The 16,108-nt window shown below is 70.5% G+C and carries 14 protein-coding genes; 5 read left to right on the forward strand and 9 right to left on the reverse strand.

What is annotated here, in order from left to right:
• Positions 1-67: 67 nt before the first annotated feature.
• The 6 genes from UA74_RS22300 to UA74_RS22325 form a co-directional block, all read right to left on the reverse strand.
• Positions 68-1,072, reverse strand: a complete 1,005-nt coding sequence (locus UA74_RS22300) for an LLM class flavin-dependent oxidoreductase (protein WP_232237866.1) — start codon at positions 1,070-1,072, stop codon at positions 68-70.
• 154 nt (positions 1,073-1,226) lie between these two features.
• Positions 1,227-2,030, reverse strand: a complete 804-nt coding sequence (locus UA74_RS22305) for an ABC transporter ATP-binding protein (protein WP_075741993.1) — start codon at positions 2,028-2,030, stop codon at positions 1,227-1,229.
• 12 nt (positions 2,031-2,042) lie between these two features.
• Entirely contained in the window at positions 2,043-3,392 is a 1,350-nt protein-coding gene (locus UA74_RS22310) for an MFS transporter (protein WP_075765376.1), read from the reverse strand.
• Between the two features lie 26 nt (positions 3,393-3,418).
• Positions 3,419-4,402: an ATP-grasp domain-containing protein gene (locus UA74_RS22315; protein ID WP_075741995.1), complete on the reverse strand. Its 984-nt coding sequence runs from the start codon at positions 4,400-4,402 to the stop codon at positions 3,419-3,421.
• 38 nt (positions 4,403-4,440) lie between these two features.
• Positions 4,441-5,535: a FecCD family ABC transporter permease gene (locus tag UA74_RS22320; RefSeq protein WP_075741996.1), complete on the reverse strand. Its 1,095-nt coding sequence runs from the start codon at positions 5,533-5,535 to the stop codon at positions 4,441-4,443.
• 124 nt (positions 5,536-5,659) lie between these two features.
• Positions 5,660-6,679 carry an ABC transporter substrate-binding protein gene (locus tag UA74_RS22325; protein WP_083683496.1) on the reverse strand — a complete coding sequence of 340 codons (1,020 nt, stop codon included), beginning with the start codon at positions 6,677-6,679 and terminating at the stop codon, positions 5,660-5,662.
• A gap of 710 nt (positions 6,680-7,389) precedes the next feature.
• On the opposite strand from UA74_RS22325, the gene UA74_RS22330 reads away from it, so the two are divergent.
• Positions 7,390-7,905, forward strand: a complete 516-nt coding sequence (locus UA74_RS22330) for a lytic polysaccharide monooxygenase auxiliary activity family 9 protein (protein WP_075741998.1) — start codon at positions 7,390-7,392, stop codon at positions 7,903-7,905.
• A 273-nt stretch (positions 7,906-8,178) separates the two neighbouring features.
• On the opposite strand, the gene UA74_RS22335 is transcribed toward UA74_RS22330, so the two are convergent.
• Positions 8,179-8,976 (reverse strand): GTP pyrophosphokinase, encoded by a 798-nt coding sequence (locus UA74_RS22335; RefSeq protein WP_075741999.1) that lies wholly within the window; start codon positions 8,974-8,976, stop codon positions 8,179-8,181.
• A gap of 93 nt (positions 8,977-9,069) precedes the next feature.
• Complete coding sequence (locus UA74_RS22340) at positions 9,070-9,600, reverse strand: MarR family winged helix-turn-helix transcriptional regulator (protein ID WP_083683497.1); 531 nt, start codon at positions 9,598-9,600, stop codon at positions 9,070-9,072.
• A gap of 25 nt (positions 9,601-9,625) precedes the next feature.
• Here UA74_RS22340 and UA74_RS22345 point away from each other — a divergent pair, with 25 nt between their 5' ends.
• The gene (locus UA74_RS22345; protein WP_075742001.1) at positions 9,626-10,171 is read left to right on the forward strand and encodes a cupin domain-containing protein; all 546 of its coding nucleotides are present in this window, start codon (positions 9,626-9,628) and stop codon (positions 10,169-10,171) included.
• Positions 10,172-10,591: 420 nt separating this feature from the next.
• Here the strand turns inward: UA74_RS22345 and UA74_RS22350 are convergent, their stop codons facing one another.
• Positions 10,592-11,362, reverse strand: a complete 771-nt coding sequence (locus tag UA74_RS22350; protein ID WP_232237370.1) for a FadR/GntR family transcriptional regulator — start codon at positions 11,360-11,362, stop codon at positions 10,592-10,594.
• A 16-nt stretch (positions 11,363-11,378) separates the two neighbouring features.
• Here UA74_RS22350 and UA74_RS22355 point away from each other — a divergent pair, with 16 nt between their 5' ends.
• The 3 genes from UA74_RS22355 to UA74_RS22365 are packed head-to-tail and all read left to right on the forward strand — an operon-like array spanning position 11,379 to position 16,103.
• Entirely contained in the window at positions 11,379-13,832 is a 2,454-nt protein-coding gene (locus tag UA74_RS22355; RefSeq protein ID WP_198042819.1) for a beta-galactosidase, read from the forward strand.
• Positions 13,825-15,153, forward strand: a complete 1,329-nt coding sequence (locus tag UA74_RS22360) for an ABC transporter substrate-binding protein (RefSeq protein WP_075742002.1) — start codon at positions 13,825-13,827, stop codon at positions 15,151-15,153. The genes UA74_RS22355 and UA74_RS22360 overlap by 8 nt, the downstream gene beginning before the upstream one ends.
• Positions 15,150-16,103, forward strand: coding sequence for a carbohydrate ABC transporter permease (locus UA74_RS22365; RefSeq protein WP_083683499.1), 954 nt, complete (start codon positions 15,150-15,152; stop codon positions 16,101-16,103). Before UA74_RS22360 ends, UA74_RS22365 begins: the two co-directional genes overlap by 4 nt.
• Positions 16,104-16,108 lie beyond the last annotated feature (5 nt).

The following is a 16,108-nucleotide window of genomic DNA, read 5'->3' on the forward strand; positions in this document are numbered from 1 at the left end:
AGGCGAACCCGCCACCCCAGGTGAGACGGCGACGTGCCTGATCAGGCGCTCGGCAGGCGACTGCGGGTCAGCCTGCGCCCGCCGCCAATCGCCTGCGCACCTCCGGTAGCACCTCGGTGCCCAGCCGCCGGACGTTGTGCAGGATCGCATCGTGGTCGCCGCTGGACTCCGCGTGCAGCAGCACCCGTCGCAGCCCCGGCGTGCTCAGTACCGCAACCACCCGGTCGACACACTGCTCGACCGGCCCGATCGCCTGGGTCTGGAGGAACAGCTCCGCCAGCGCCTTCGGCGGCGGCTGCCCACCGGGCCGCTCCTCGAGCATCACGTACTCGGACTGCGCGTGGGTGAAGAAGGGGACCGTGGTCCCGTGAATCAGCGTGTCGGCCTCGGCAGCCGAGTCCGTGATCTGCGCGATCATCGCAGCACCGTGGGTGAACGAGGTCGCGGGAAGCCCACATCGCTCGGCATGTCGACTCACCAGCGCGGCCTGGGCTGCGACGTCCTGATGGAAGAAGAACAGCATCGGCAGCCGGCGTAGCGCCGCGAGATCAGCGTACGGCGGCGAGGTCGCAGCCACGTACACCGGCGGATGAGGCCGAGTCAGCGGCGTCGGGCCGGGACGAACCTCGGGGAAGCGATACAGCTCCGAATCGCTCGCGACGGTGCCGGTGAAGGAGTCCAGCAGCAACGACAGGGCCTCGGGCAGGCCGTCTCGCCAGTCGTCCATGCTCCGGCCCAGGACCGCGTAGTCGACCACCGGACCGCCCCTGCCGATCCCGAGATCGAAGCGGCCGCCCGATAGTTGATCCAGCAGCGCCGTCTGCTCCGCGACGTAGACCGGTGGATGCGAGGGCAGGATCGTCACCGCCGTGCCGACCCGTAGTCGGCGAGTCCTGCCGAGCAGGTGGCCCGCCAACGTGAGCGCGGAGGGATTCACCCCGTAGGAGATGAAGTGATGTTCGGTGGTCCAGAGGGCGTCGAACTCCACCTGTTCCGCCAGGTCGGCGAGCTCCAACGCGAGGTGCAGCACTTCGCCATCGTCCTGACCGGGGAAGCGATGGGTGAACAGCACCAAGCCGAGATCGGGTCGTTCCCTCAGCTGATCCTCCGTTTCTGAGCCAGTTCGCGTCGAGAGCCGACCTGGCTCCGGCGGCGCCGATCCGCGGGGCGGAGCAGCCACCACGGCGGACAGCCGCGCAGACGTGGCCGCCCACGCAGTCGACAGGTCAGCCGGGCCCCACCAGTCGCTCGGCGTCCTGCGGCGACGCGGCGTCGACCTGCGGACGGAACACCAGCTGTACGCAGTCCCCGTCGTCCACCAGGCGCACCGCCACCCGGTAGACGGGCTCGACGACCTCGGGCGTGAGCACCACCGGGGTCGGCCCGGACCGGGCCACGCTGCCACGATCGAGCAGCACCAGCGAATCGCAGTAGCGAGCCGCCAGGTTGAGGTCGTGCAGCACGACCACCGTGGTGATGCCGAGCGTGCGCACCAGGTGCAGGACCTCGTGCTGATACCGGACGTCCAGGTGATTGGTCGGCTCGTCCAGCAGCAGGTGATCCGCCTCCTGTGCGAGGGCACGGGCGATGAGCGTCCGCTGCTTCTCACCGCCGGACAGCGTGGCGAAGCTGCGATCCGCCAGGTCCCGCATGCCCACGCGCGTCAACGCGGTGGCGGCGATGCGGTGGTCTTCGGCGGTGTAAGCCTGTAATGCCGACCGATGCGGGGATCTCCCCAGCAGCACCATCTCCGCAACGGAGACGGGCAGTTCGGGCGAGGCCTCCTGCGCCACCACCGAGATCCGCCGGGCGGCCTCACGACGCGGCAGCGAGGCGACGGGGGTGTCGTCGATCAACACGGTGCCCCGACGCGGGGCGAGCGCCGCGTAGAGGATGCGGAGCAACGTCGACTTCCCGCTGCCGTTCGGACCGATCAGGCCGACGACGCCGCCGGAGCGGGCGTCGAGCGCCACGTCGGCGAGCACCGGGGTTCCGTCGTATGCGAAGGACACGTCCGCTGCACTGATCACGTCACACCTCTCCTACTGCACGGGCGAGGAGGAGTCCTCTGCTGGGTTGCGGCTCGGGTTCCGTTGCGCGGCCGGGTGACCGTGGTCGGCGAGCATCGGAGGAAGCACGGGCGCGGGCGCGGCGGCCGGAACCGGCCGGGACCGGCGGCGCGGCTCGGGATCGGCGAGATCGCGTGCGCCCGGCACGGCCAGGGCGGCCAGGGCGGCGCCGATGGTGAGCAGGCCGCAGGCGAGCAGCACCGGGGTCCGGCCGATCTCCGTGAGCGCATACGGCAGCAGGATCAGTCCGAGCGGCGCGACACCGTGCGAGACCATGAAGTCGAAGGAGAACAGCCTGCCCATCCGCTCCGGCGGCACCTCTCGCTGGATGGCGCTGAACCAGGGAACGTTGAAGGCCTCGATGCCGATGCCGCCGAGGAAGTAGGCGGTCAACACCAGCACCGCGCCCAGTTGGGGCGACACGGCGGGCAGGGTCAGCGCCAACGGCACCAGTCCATAGAGACTCAGCCCCACGAAGGCGACCGTGCCGGGTCTTCTCGGGGTCCAGCGCGCCAGCACGAGTGCGGCGATCACCGCGCCCGCCGAGTAGCAGCCCAGCGCCACGCCGAGGAAGGCGTTGCCGCCCAGTTCATCGCGGCTGATCAGCGGCAGGGCAAGCTGCTGCACGGCGAATCCGAGGGAGAGCCAGACGACCAGCGAGGCGAGTCCGGCGAGGAACCAGCGGTGCCGACCCGCCTCCCGCAGCACCTCGCGGTAGTCGGCGAACGGGCGGCGCCGGGCGGCGTCGGACGGGGGGCGCACCCCGCGCGGGAGCCGCAGGGCCACCCCGGCCGAGCCCAGCCAGAGCAGGCCCGTCACCAACAGGGTGGCGGCGCCGCCGATCAGCAGGTACAGCAAGGTCGCCAGGGTCGGGCCGCCGACCAGCAGCAGTCGGGAACTCAGCGTGGACAAGGCGTTCGCCCGCTGCCGGTCGGCCTCGCCCACCACCTCGCCGACCAGCGCCTGATAGGCGCCCCGGAAGATGCCCTCGCCGACCCCCGCGACCAGGACGGCCGCGCAGACCATCGCCACCGAGCCGCTGAACGCCGGTATCGCGGCCAGGACCGCCGTCCCGCGCACCGCACCGGCCAGGACCAGCACTGTCCGACGCGGATACCCGTCGACGACGACGCCGCCGAGTACCGCGCCCGCGACGAAGCCCACCGTCCGGGCGCCGAGCACCAGGCCGAGGACCTCGACGCCGCCGTGGGTGTCGAGCAGAAACAGGGTCAGCGCCACCGGGGTGATCGCAGTCGCCGCGCCGGAGACGGTGTAACTGAGGACTGCCAGCCGGAAACGCCGGTTGCGCAGGATCGAGAGCATCGTGTCCTTCTAGAGAGTGAGTCCGGCTAGATCGTCGTGCTGCTGGATCGCGAGTCCGGCCGGACCGTCAGGCCCGGCCGAACCGTCACCGACGGACGCCAGTGGCGGCGGGCCTCGTCGAAGTCACGCGCGGCGGCGACCAGGAACGCGGCCAACTCGGTCAGGGGGACCGGGTCCAGCCCGAGTTCGCGAAAGGTCGCGGTGCAGGTCGGACAGGTGTTGACCTCGTACACCCGCAGATCACCGGTCCGCTCGTCGCGGGCGACGTCCACCCCCGCGAACAGCGCACCCACGGCCTCGGCGGCCCGCTCGGCCAGTTCGCAGACGTCGCGATCCAGCTCGGCGAGGCTCCGGCCGCCGCCGGGCGCGTTGGAGATCCAGGTTCCCGGCGGCGCGGTGCGCGTCACCGCCGCCACGGCCCGGTGATTCACGCAGAGCACTCGCGTGTCGCGATGCCCGGCGGGGACGAACGGCTGCACGTAGTACTGCTCCGGGGCGGGATCGAGCGCGGCGACGTGCCGACGCACGGCGGCCTCGTCGGTCAGGCAGGCCATCCCCCGACCTCGGGAGCTCATCATCGGCTTGGTCACCATCGGATAGCCGCGCCGGGCCGTCCAGGAGACCAGGGTCTCCTCGTCCCGACCCCACAGCACCGGGAGGTGAGCAATGCCCGCGCGGTGCAGCAGGGCCGAGTTCAGGTACTTCGACTGGCCCTGCCACAGGGTCATCGCCGAGTTCACCACGGGTATCCCGGCGAGCCGCGCGGTCTCCAGCTGGTTCATGCCGAGGACCAGGTAGTCCTCGTACACCCAGCCGAACAGCAGATCGGGCCGCAGCTCGGCCCCGCCGGTGTGAAACCGGGTGCCCTCGGCGGTCACCTCGATCACCAGCTCGTCGGGATGGACGCGCCGCGCCGCGCCGCCGATGCGCCGGATCTCGTCGAACAGGACGCGGTGATCGTCGTCGTCGTCATCGTTGCCGAGCAGGACGATCAACGGTGCATGGACCATGTGGACTCGAGCCTCCCGTCGCGCTGATCCGATTCGAGTCAGGCAGCCGACCGCAGTCGACGAACGAGGAACAGCAGGAAGGGAGCGCCCACCACCGCCGTGACGATCCCCAGCGGCAGTTCCCTCGGCACGAAGGCCATCCTGGCGATGACGTCGGCCCAGACCAGGAAGGTCGCTCCGATCAGCGCCGCGACCGGCAGCAGCCGACGGTGCACCCCGCCCACGCAGAGCCGGGCGACGTGTGGCACGACCAGGCCGACGAAGCCGATCCCGCCGGACACGGCGACGACGGCTCCCACGCAGACGGCGACGACGACCAGCGTCTGAGCCCGGACCCGTGCGGGCGGACTGCCCAGTGCGTGCGCCGTGTCGTCGCCGAGGGTGAGGGCGTCCAGGTTCCTGGCCCACAGCAGCAGCGTCACGAACGCGCCTGCCACCAGCAGCCCGGCAATCGCCACCGCACTCCACTCGGCCCTGGTCAGCGAGCCGAGGAGCCAGAACAGCACCGCGCGGGCGCCCTCGGGGGTGTCGGAGGCGAAGATGAGGAAGCTGGTCGCGGCGTTGAGCACGTAGCCGACCGCGACGCCGGAGAGCAGCAGCCGGACCGAGGTGATCTGACCGCCGCTGCCCGCCAGCAGGAACACCACCGCCGTCGCGAGCAACGCCCCGATGAAGGCGCTGCCGGTGAGCGAGGTCGCCCCGGTCGAGACCCCGATGCCGAACAGGATGCTCAACGCCGCGCCCGTGGAGGCGCCCGCGCTCACACCGAGCAGGTAGGGCTCGGCCAGCACGTTGCGCACCAGGGCCTGCAGTGCGACCCCGGAGATCGCCAGGGCCGCCCCGACCACGACGGCCAGCAGCACGCGCGGCACGCGGACCAGCCAGATGATGTCGTCGGCGGGCAGGCCGGAGCCTGCCCCGGACCCGAACACGTGGCCCACGATGATCTGGGCGACGGTCCCCGGCGGGACGGAGACCGGTCCGAGCCCGACGGCGACGGGGATGCTGATCAGCAGCAGCACGCCGAGGCCGCCGATCCACAGCGCGGAGCGTCGAACGCGTCGCCGGTGGTCCAGGCGGTCGGGAGCCGAGCCGGTCTGCTGTGGGGTGTCGCGAGCGGACACCTGCGTCATCGCGGTTCCTCCGGGTCGATCGAGCCCGCCGGACCCGACTTGTCGATGCGCGGGCGAGGGGACGACTGCGCGGCAGGGCGCCGCGGCAGAGCCGGGCGACGGCACGGGGTTCGCGGCACGACGGTCACGAGGAGCCTCGTCCCCCGATCTGCTCGCCGAGCCGCTCCAGCCCGTCCACCGCGAGGGTGCCGTGGCCGGAGTGGTAGAAGTCCAGCGTCAGGACCTCGCCCGCGCCGACCGCCGGGATGCCCGCCAGCTCGGGCCGCGAGGTGATCGTGTCGCGGACGACCTGTTCGGTGACGTCGCCGGGCTCGTACAGCACGATGATCCGTTCCGGAGCCGCGTCGATCAGGGCCTCGGTGTTCGGTTCGAACAGCCGCTCGTCGGTGTCCTCGAAGACGTTCGACAGCCCGGCGTAGTCGAGCTGCTGGTGGATCATGCTGCGGCGGCCGTACGCCCCGAGCGGGCTGTCCGCCCCCGCAACGAACACCGCCGCCGTCGTGCTCTCGTCGGGCGGGGCCGCCTCGGCCGCGTCGCGGACCGCGTCGACCCGCGCTTGCAGATCGGCGACGGCGGCCGACGCCTCGGCCTCGGTCTCGAGCACGCGGCCCAGCAGCGCGATGTCGGCGTAGACGCCCGCCAGCGGGTCATCGACCTCGGACTGTCCGGCGCCGAAGCCGCCGCAGTAGCCGCTGATGATCAGTGTCGGGATGCCCGCTGCGGCCAGGTCCGACGGGTCGAAGTCGTTGAGGCCGTAGCTCACCACCAGGTCGGGCATCGCGTTGATGATCAGTTCACGCGAGATGTCCCGCGAACTCTGGATGGGTACCTGCTCCGTCGCACCGAGCGGCCCAGCCGCGGCCCCGAGCGGTTCGCCGATCAGCGGGGAGAAGGTGCTGATCCGGTCGACGCCGCCTGCGGCGTGCACCAGGGTGCCTGCCTCGCCCCCGATCACGTACAGCCTGCTCGGCGGTGCCGAGATGGTCACCTCGCGACCGCAGTTGTCCACCGTCAGCGGGTAGCCCGCCGCCGTGGGAGCAGGCTCCGCGACGCCGCCGCACGCGGCGACGGTCAGGACGCTCGCGACGGCGAGGAGCACGTGACGTGCCCGTCGCCGCGCGGTTGGCCTCACAGGATGCGACATGGGACAGATCCGTCCTCTCGTCGTGACCTCGATACCCGATGATGCTTCAGTTTTCGGCAAGGGTTATCGTTATCAACTTAGCAATGATCGTGATCTCTGGGTAGTGACCGTTTCGGCGCGTCATCTCGGCGTTTCGCACGGCCCGCCTGCCGTCTCGACGAGACGAGAGGCTCCGTCGACGGCCCTGCGGCACCGTGACGGACGGAGCGCCCCGTCGCGGATCGGGGCGGCGCGCGGAAATCACCGACGCGCCCCGACCCGGACGGCCCGCCACCGATTTCTCTTGGTCCGTCGACCGGACCGATATCGACCCGTGATCCGGCGACCGAGCGGGCGGCGACGGGCTTCCGGGCGTGTCATGGCCGCCGAGAATGCGGACTGCCCGGGCGTCCGAAATTTCGCCGACAGTGGCCGGAAGCGCCTTCCCCGCAATGATCATCAGTGGCATCGCGAGCCGAGTCGGCGAATGGCGTGAATGCGTCACGAACAAACCATTGACCCGGACCATTCGACTGCTAAGGTCTAGACCAAGTTCCCCGGAGTTGGGGCTGAACAGGCCGAATGGCAGTCGACTGCCGTCGGGATGCCTCGGTCACGGCTCCGACGGAGCTCTCCTCCTCACGTCCCCTGCAGCCGCCGACAAGGGCTTCCGGTGTCGATGACGTCGGGTCCGGCCCGTTGCCTGCGGCGTCCTCGATGAGGGAGTAGACATGCGCAAGAAAAGGTTCTCGGCAGCCGTGATCGGCGCCGCAATCGCACCACTTCTCTTCGTGAGCATTCCGGCGGGCACGGCGAACGCCCATGGATACGTGTCAAACCCGCCGAGCAGGCAGGCGCAATGCGCGGCCGGAACGGTGCCGTGCGGTGACATCCAATGGGAGCCGCAGAGCGTGGAAGGCCCCAAGGGCCTGACGAGTTGCAGCGGCGGCAACAGCCGGTTCAGCGAACTCGACGACGACGGCAAGGGCTGGACGGTCACCCCGGTCGGACGCTCCACCAGCTTCAACTGGACCCTGACCGTCTCGCACGCCACCACCACGTGGCAGTACTACGCGGGCGGCACCAAGGTCGCCGAGTTCAACGACGGCGGCGCCCGGCCGGGTGAGACGGTCTCGCACCAGGTCGACTTCGGCAACGTGAGCGGCAGGCAGAAGGTGCTCGCGGTCTGGAACATCGCCGACACGCCGATGGCCTTCTATGCGTGCATCGACGTGAACATCAGCTGACGAGGAGCACGTCGCTCGGATGACGGACGGCGCGCCGGGATGCCGGGTGCGGACGACGAACCCGGCCCGGCCGCCCTCCGCACCCGGCGTCCCCCCGGCGCGCGCCCGCCGAGAGGACTCCTTGCGTCGAATGCCGGGCGCAGGCTGCCGGACTCCGGGCATAGGACTCGGGCATGGGCCTCGGGCCGCCGGACTCGGGCTCCGCCCGGACGAACCACCGCGCATCGACGCCGGTCTGAGCGCGGCGGCCCCGCGTCGAGGACCGCGAGCCGATCAGCCTGCCGCGGACGCGGTCTCGCGATCCAACAGGTCCAGGAACTCGGCGGCCTCGGCGTCCCGTAACCGCTCCTCTGCCTCCCGATCAGCCGTCTCGCGATCAGCCGCCTCCCGATCAGCCGCCTCCCGATCAGTCGCCTCGTCGGCTAGGTGGACGACCTCGCCCTGTCGAACCGACTCGTGCAGCCCCTCCATTGTCCGGTCGAGCCTGCTCGCCACGTCGGCGGCCTGGATGAGCTCGCGCTGCAGGTCGTCGGGGACGTGCCCGTCGTACTTGTAGTAGATCTTGTGTTCGAGGCTGGCCCAGAAGTCCATCGCGATGGTGCGGATCTGGAGTTCGACCGGGATGCGCTCGGTGCCGCGCGCGCGGAACACCGGGATCTCGACGAGCAGGTGCAGACTCTGGTAGCCGCTCGCCTTGGGACGGGCGATGTAGTCGCGCTCCTCGAAGATCGTCACGTCCTCCTGATCGGCGATCATGTCGCGGATCTTGTAGATGTCCGAGATGAAGCTGCACGTCACGCGCACGCCCGCGATGTCGAGGATGTTGTCCCGCATGCTGTCGAAGCTCAGCGGGAACTTCTTCCTGCGCACCTTCCGGACGATGTTCTGCGGCGTCTTCAGCCGAGAGCTGATGTGCTCGATCGGGTTGTACTCGTTGGTGTTGTTGAAGTCCTCACGAAGGATGTTGATCTTCGTGATCATCTCGTCTATGGCGAACTTGTAACCGAGCATGAAGTCGGTGAAACGCGCCCGCTGACGACGGATGCCGTCCAGCTCCTCCTCGATGTCCACGCCTCATTCTCCCTCGTCCCGGCACGGGCAGGCCTCGCCAGGCCTCCACCGCGCCGACCAGGCAGAACGAGCCGCGCAGACCAAGGCACCGGCTCAGGGCTCCCTCGGCGGCCCGGCGGCCGACCGCGAGTCCGACCGCGCGGGCCGGTCTGCGGCCGCGCCGCAGGAGCCCGCGACCGGCGCCAGCTCCGGGTCGGACAACAGCGGCAGCATCTCGGCGAGCAGGTGCCCCAGTCCGTGCACGCGCTCCGTGCCGAGCCGGGCCGCAAGCGCTCCTTCGAGATCACCGAGTCGGGCGGCGGCGCGCGACAACGCGGCATGCCCCCGCGCGGTGGGCACCACGAGCCGCGCCCGGCCGTCGGTGGGATGACGACGCATCTCGACGTAGTCGCAGGCAGCCAGGTGCGCGACGAGCTCCCCCATCGCCTGGGGCGTCATCCCGGCGGCCGAGGCCAGGTCGCGTATCCGGCTGCCGTCGGGCTCCAGGTGACGGAACACGGCGTAGTGCGCGGGTCGGAGGTCGTCTGCCGCGTCCAGCAGGCCCGCGTGGAGCTGCTGCTCGAACGCACGCACCGTCTCGACCAGCTGTCGCAGCAACGTCGGGTGACCCACTGGCGCATCCATAATTAGGAAGGCTACCTTCTCATCTATGAACAGTGACGAGCTGGTGTTCCGCGACGGCCACAGCGTGCGGTTCGTGGAGCAGGGGACCGACGACGAGGGCGAGTTCCTACGGATCGAGCATCGCTGGCCGACCAGTGGACGGCTCGCGGGCCCGCACTGGCATCCGGTGCTGCGCGAGCACTTCCGGGTGGTGCAGGGCCGGATGCGGTTTCGCGTCGACGGCCGCGACCACCACGCGGGGCCGGGCGACGAGCTGACGGTGCTGCCGCGCCAGGTCCATGAGTTCTGGAGTGAGGCACCGGACCTGGTGCTCGACTACGTGGCCCGCCCGCCGCTCCAGCACCGCCGGATGTTCGAGTTCTGGCATCAGCTCGACCGCCGGGGCCGCACCACCCGGGCCGGGCTGCCGATCAATCCGCTCGATCTCGGCCTGCTGTGGGAGCTACAGGACGGGTATGTCGCCGGTCTGCCCGCTTCGCTGCAACGATTCGTCTTCGGCGGCCTCGGCCGACTCGCTCGACGACTACGACGGAATTCGGCTGCGACGCCGGATGAGTCGAGCGCGGGCTGACCGCAGGCCACCGGTCGTGATTTGATCGCGGGCGACGAATTCAGCCGTCTCGACCGCGGCACGGCAATCACGGTGACGCCGATTCTTGGGATCGAATCACGCCGAATCCGAATCAGCGGGAACGAATTCAACGGCTCCGACGCCGCTTTCCGACCCCGGCCGGTCCCGGCTCTCCGCCACGACGAGCGCAGGCGCGGAGACACGGTCCCGCGGGGCGGCCAGTGCCCGCCGCCGGCCGAATCAGGCCACCGACCTCTCAGGGCCTGTCTGTGATCCCCTGGAGTCGTGAGCGGGGATCAGCGTGGCTGAGCTGCCAGGCGAAGGAAGGAGACATAACGGAGTGATGTCGACTGACGACAACGCCGCAGATCGCCGCTGCCTGCCCCGCGCAACAGGACAGTGGGGATCAAAGACAGGCTCTCAGCGCGACTCGGCCGGAATCGTGCCCATGAGATGGAGATCCTCGGTCGCCTTCGCCAGGAGTTCGAGCATCACCGCCTCCGCTCGCGGCGCGTCCCGATCGCGGACCGCCGCCAGCACGAGGCGGTGGGCGGGCACGGGATCGTCGGCGCTCAGGTGCGCGTGGACGAGGCGATCCCTGGCCCGCAGGGCGGGTTCGAGTAAGAGATCCATCCTGGCGAACAGCTCGTTGCCGGTGGCCAGCAGCAGCGCCCGGTGGAACGCGGCATCGGCCTCGGCGGCGGCCACAGCGTCGTCACCCGCCTCGGCCATCGCCGTCAGCGCGGCCTCCGCCGCCGCGAGATCGGCCTCGGTGCGGCGCAGCGCGGCCCGACCCGCCACGGCGGGTTCGATGACGGACCGCAGGTCGGCGAGGTCGCGCAGCAGCGTCTCGGCGTCGCCGCCGTCGACCCGCCAGTCGAGGAGATCGGCGTCGAGCAGGTTCCACGCCGACCGGGCCCGCACGAAGGTCCCGCGCCGCTGCCGCGCGTCCACCAGGCCCTTGCTCGCCAAGACCTTGAACGCCTCGCGCAGCACGGTCAGGCTCACGTCCAGCTCGGCGCCGAGCGCACGCAGGTCGAAGACCTCGCCCTCGGCGAAGCGGCCGTCGACGATGCGGGTCCCGAGGTGCCGCACCACCTGGTAGTGCAGGCCCCGACCGGAATAACGGGCCACGAAGCGCTCCTCGAAGATCATCGACGCCAGAACGCACCGCAGCCTAGCCGTGGCCATTAATTATTAATACATCTTGACAGCCGTCGGAGTGCTGCTCAAGATGAGTCCGCCGCTGACCATCGGAGTTCAGGAGCCGGACATGCTGTCCCTGCATGTGCTTGACCACGCCCCACCCCTGTCGGGTCATCTGCCGATGGGCACGCCGGACGGCGCCGAATGCTCGATTTCGGTCGACGGCCGCGCCATCAGTCGAGCGGGTCGGCGTTGGCTGCCCGTCATGGGGGAATTTCATTTCAGTCGCTATCCGGAAGACGAATGGCGGACGGAACTCGACAGGATTCGCGCGGGCGGCATCGACGTCGTCGCCACCTATCTGTTCTGGAATCACCACGAGCCGACGCGCGGCGAATTCCGCTTCGACTCCTCGCGGGACATCGGCCGATTCGTCCGGCTGTGCGGCGAGGCGGGCCTGGCGGTGGCCGTGCGCATCGGGCCGTGGTCCCACGGCGAGTGCCGCAACGGCGGGTTCCCGGACTGGCTCGCCGACGTCGACTGCGTGCCCCGCACCGACGATCCCGCCTACCTGGCCCTGGTCGCGGCCTACTACGAGCGGATCGGTCGGGAGCTCGCGGGCCTGAGCTGGGCCGACGGCGGGCCGATCGTCGCGGTGCAGGTGGAGAACGAGCTGTACGACCAGCCGGGCCACCTGGCGACGCTGCGCACCATGGCCGAGGCCGCGGGCATCACCGCACCGCTGTGGACCGCGACCGGCTGGGGCGCCCCGCAGCTGCCGGCGGACGTCCTGCTGCCGCTGTACGGCGGCTACCCGGAGGCGTTCTGGGCGGACGCGACCGACGGGTGGGCCCGGCAGATGCGGTGTCACTACTTCTTCACGTCGATCCGCGACGATCACGCCATCGGCGCCGATCTGCGTCCCGCGACCCCCGAGGGCGCGAGCATCGACCACGTTCCGCCGGACGACCGCCGGTACCCGTACGCCACCTGCGAACTGGGCGGCGGCATGGCGATCGCCTACCACCGCAGGCCGCTGGTGCCCGCCGCCGACATCTCGGCATTGGCGCTGGCCAAGCTCGGCAGCGGCTCGGTGTGGCAGGGCTACTACCTCTATCACGGCTGCTCGCAACGGCTGGACCTCCCGACCCCCAATCAGGAGTCGCACGCCTGCGGATACCCCAACGACCTGCCCGTGGTGAACTACGACTTCCAGGCGCCGCTCGGCGAGTACGGCCAGGTCCGGCCGTCCTTCCATGCCCTGCGCGTCCAGCATCTCTTCCTCCGCGACTCCGGGGCCGACCTCGCGGAGCTGCCCGTGCAGCTGCCCGACGCTTCGCCCTCGGGTCTGGACGACCGCGAGACCGTGCGGTGGTCGGTGCGGTCCGACGGCAGCACCGGCTTCCTGTTCGTCAACAACCATCAGCCGCACGAGCCGCTGCCCGACCACGCAGGCGTCCGCTTCGAGGTGCGGCTGGCCGATCGGACGGTCCGGCTGCCTGCGGAGCCCGTGACGATCTCCACCGGGGCGCACTTCGTCTGGCCGATCGGCTTCGGGCTGGCAGGCGGGCAGCGGCTCGACTGGGCGAGTGCCCAGCCCCTCGCCCGACTCGCGATCGACGGCGTCCCGACCTCCGTCTTCGTCGCCGCCGATGGCATCCCCGCGCAGTTCGCCTTCGCGGGCCCGGTCTCCGTGGACGGTGCCGCCGAGATCACCGAGGTCGACGGCCGCACCGTCGCCACCGTGTCGCAGCCGGGCACCGACGCACGGTTCTCGGTGACCGACGAGGCCGGGGGCACCGCGACGGTGCACGTGCTCGGCCAGGTCGACGCCCTGCGCTTCCAGCGGGTGGAGATCGCCGGGACGGACGTCCTCATCCTGTGCGACGACCCGGTGATCGTCGACGGGGAAGCCCTGCGCATCGACGGGACCGACGACGACGTCACCCTGGCGATGCTGCCCGCCCCGACCACGCTGGCGGGCGCCGAGCGGACCGACGACGACGGGGTCTTCAGCGCCTGGCGGATCACGACGGCGGGTGCGCCGCCGCGACCGCGACTGGTGCGCTCGGCGGGCGGGCCGCGCACCCCGCAGACCCGAACGGGCGGCCCGCACGGCCGTGCCTCGGCCCCGACGGACGAGGACTTCGAACACGCGGCCGTCTTCCACGTCACCGTCGACGAACGGGCCTTCGACGACGCCGCCGAGCTGCTGCTCCGCCTGACCTACACCGGGGACGCGGCCCGCGCCTACGTCGGAGGTCGACTGGTCGCCGATCACTTCTGGTTCGGGCCGGACTGGGACGTGGGCCTGCGTCGCATCGCTGCCGAGGTCCGCAGGCACGGCATCGAGATCCGGGTGCTGCCACGCGCGACCGACGCCCGGGTCTACGTCGATCCCGCCGTGCGTCACCGCTTCGCCGCCCCCGGTGCTCGGCCCGAGATCCAGCATGTCCGGCTCAGCCGGACGCACCGGATCACGTTACGACCAGAGTGGGAGGGGCGCGATGCCTGACCTCGACCGCCGCGCGCTGCTGCGCGGCATGGGCGTCGCCGGGCTCGGCCTGCTCGGCGCCCCGCTGCTGGCGAGCTGCGGTGCGGCCGATCGCACGCCGCTGACCGCCGGGCCGGTGGGCATCCGGCTGTGGACCCACGACCCCGGCTACGTCACCACCTTCGAGACGGCGATCGGCGAGCCGGGCCTGGTCGGCGACTCCGAGTTCGAGTTCCGACTCGACGTCACCAACGCCGCCCCGCCCGACATCATCACGCGGATGATCACGCAGGCGATCGCGGACGGCAACACGCCCGATCTGGTCGGCCTGGTCATCGATCAGTTCGCCAGGGTGATGGGCTCGTCCATCGCGGAGAACCTCTTCGTCGACCTCACCGACGTGGTGGCGCCGCTGGGCGACGAGCTGCTCAAGCTGGCGCCCTACACCGTCGACGGCAGCCCCTACAGCCTGGACGCCGACAACTCGATCACCGTCTTCTACTTCCGGCAGGACCTGTTCGCCGACCACGGGGTTCCCGAGGACGCGGCGACCTGGGAGGAGCTGGCCGAGCACGGCGAACGGCTGAGCCGCGACCATGAGATCAGCCTCGGCGTGGTCTCGACGGGCGACAACCTCGCGGTGGCCAACAGCTTCTTCCAGTTCTTCCTGCAACGCGGCGGCCAAGTGTTCGACGCGGCGGGCGAACTCGCGCTGGACTCGGCGGAGGCCGTCGAGGTGCTGGAGTTCATGACCGAGGGCGTCCGGAGCGGGTTCCTGCTCGGGCTGCCCGACCCGTACAGCAGTGCGGCCGCCGCCGCGCTGAAGTCCGGCAGGCTGGCCGCCATCGCGATGCCGAACTGGTACAACGCCTACGGCCTCCAGGCCAACGTCCCCGATCAGCAGGGTCGATGGCGGATGCGCACGCTCCCGCGATTCGACGCGGGCGGGCACCTGGCATCCACGCTCGGCGGTACCGGATTCACCGTCCTCAAGGACAAGCCCGGCACCGCCGCCGCGCTGGACCTGCTGAGCCGGGTCTTCCTCACCCGGGAGGGACAGCTGCTGCGGTACCGCTCCGGCGGCTTCCTGCCCACCCTGCGGTCGCTCTACCGCGATCCCGAACTGGTCGAGGTCCGCGACGAGTATCTCGGCGGCCAGCGGGTCTTCGACGTCTACGCCCCCGCCGCCGAGGACCTGCCGCTGTTCCATCAGGCCCCCGCCATGCAGATCCTCACCGACGTCCTCGGCGGCCCAGTGCTGGACGCGGTACGCGGTCGCACCTCGCCCGCCGCCGCGATCGAGGCGGCGATCGTCGCCTACCGAGAGCAGGTCAAGCGATGACGAACCAGACCGCACACCGGCCGAGCGTCCCCCGCCCGACGGCCGAGGAGCCCGAGAAGCCCGCCACCTGGTGGTCCCGCAACCAGCTGCGACTGGCGCCGTATGCGTTCATCTCGCCGTTCTTCCTCCTCTACGGCCTGTTCTTCCTGGTCCCGATCCTGGTGGGCCTGTATCTGAGCGGCACGGAGTGGGCCGGGCTCGGCACGCCGCAGTGGGTGGGCCTGCGCAACTATCAGGACCTCCTCGGCGACCGGAGCTTCTGGATCTCGGTGGGCAACACCGCCGTGTACGTGCTGTTCACGATGTGTGTCGTGGTGCCTGCGGCGCTGTTGATCGCCCAGGCGCTCAACGCACGCGGCCTTCGGGGCCGCGACATGTTCCGGCTCGCCTACTTCATGCCGGTGGTGATCTCGCCGATCGTCATCACGCTGGTGTTCGGACTGTTCTTCGAGCGCGAGTTCGGCATCGTCAACGGGCTGCTCCGTGCCGTGTTCGGCTTCGGCGGCATCGACTGGCTCGGCGATCCGCTGTGGGCGAAGGTCAGCGTCACCGTGCTGGTGCTGTGGCGCTGGACCGGGTATCTGACCATCTTCTTCCTGGCCGGGCTGCAGAACGTGCCTCGGGAGCTGTACGAGGCGGCGGCGATCGACGGGGCCGGGCCGGTCCGCCGGTTCGTCGACGTCACGCTGCCCTCGCTGCGACCGGTGACCGCGTTCATCGCCGTCACCGTCCTGGTGAACACCGCGCAGATCTTCGACGAGCCGTTCCTGCTCACCCAGGGCGGTCCCGGCGAGTCGACGCTGTCGGTCGCGATGTTCATCTACCGCGCCGGATTCCAGCGACAACAGCTCGGATATGCCGCCGCCGCAGGGGTTCTGCTGTTCGTCGTCGTCTTCGCGCTGGGGCTGCTCGCCAATCGCGCGCTCGGGGTGGGAAGGGACAACCGATGACCGTC

This window comes from Actinoalloteichus fjordicus, from assembly GCF_001941625.1.
GTDB lineage: Bacteria > Actinomycetota > Actinomycetes > Mycobacteriales > Pseudonocardiaceae > Actinoalloteichus_A > Actinoalloteichus_A fjordicus.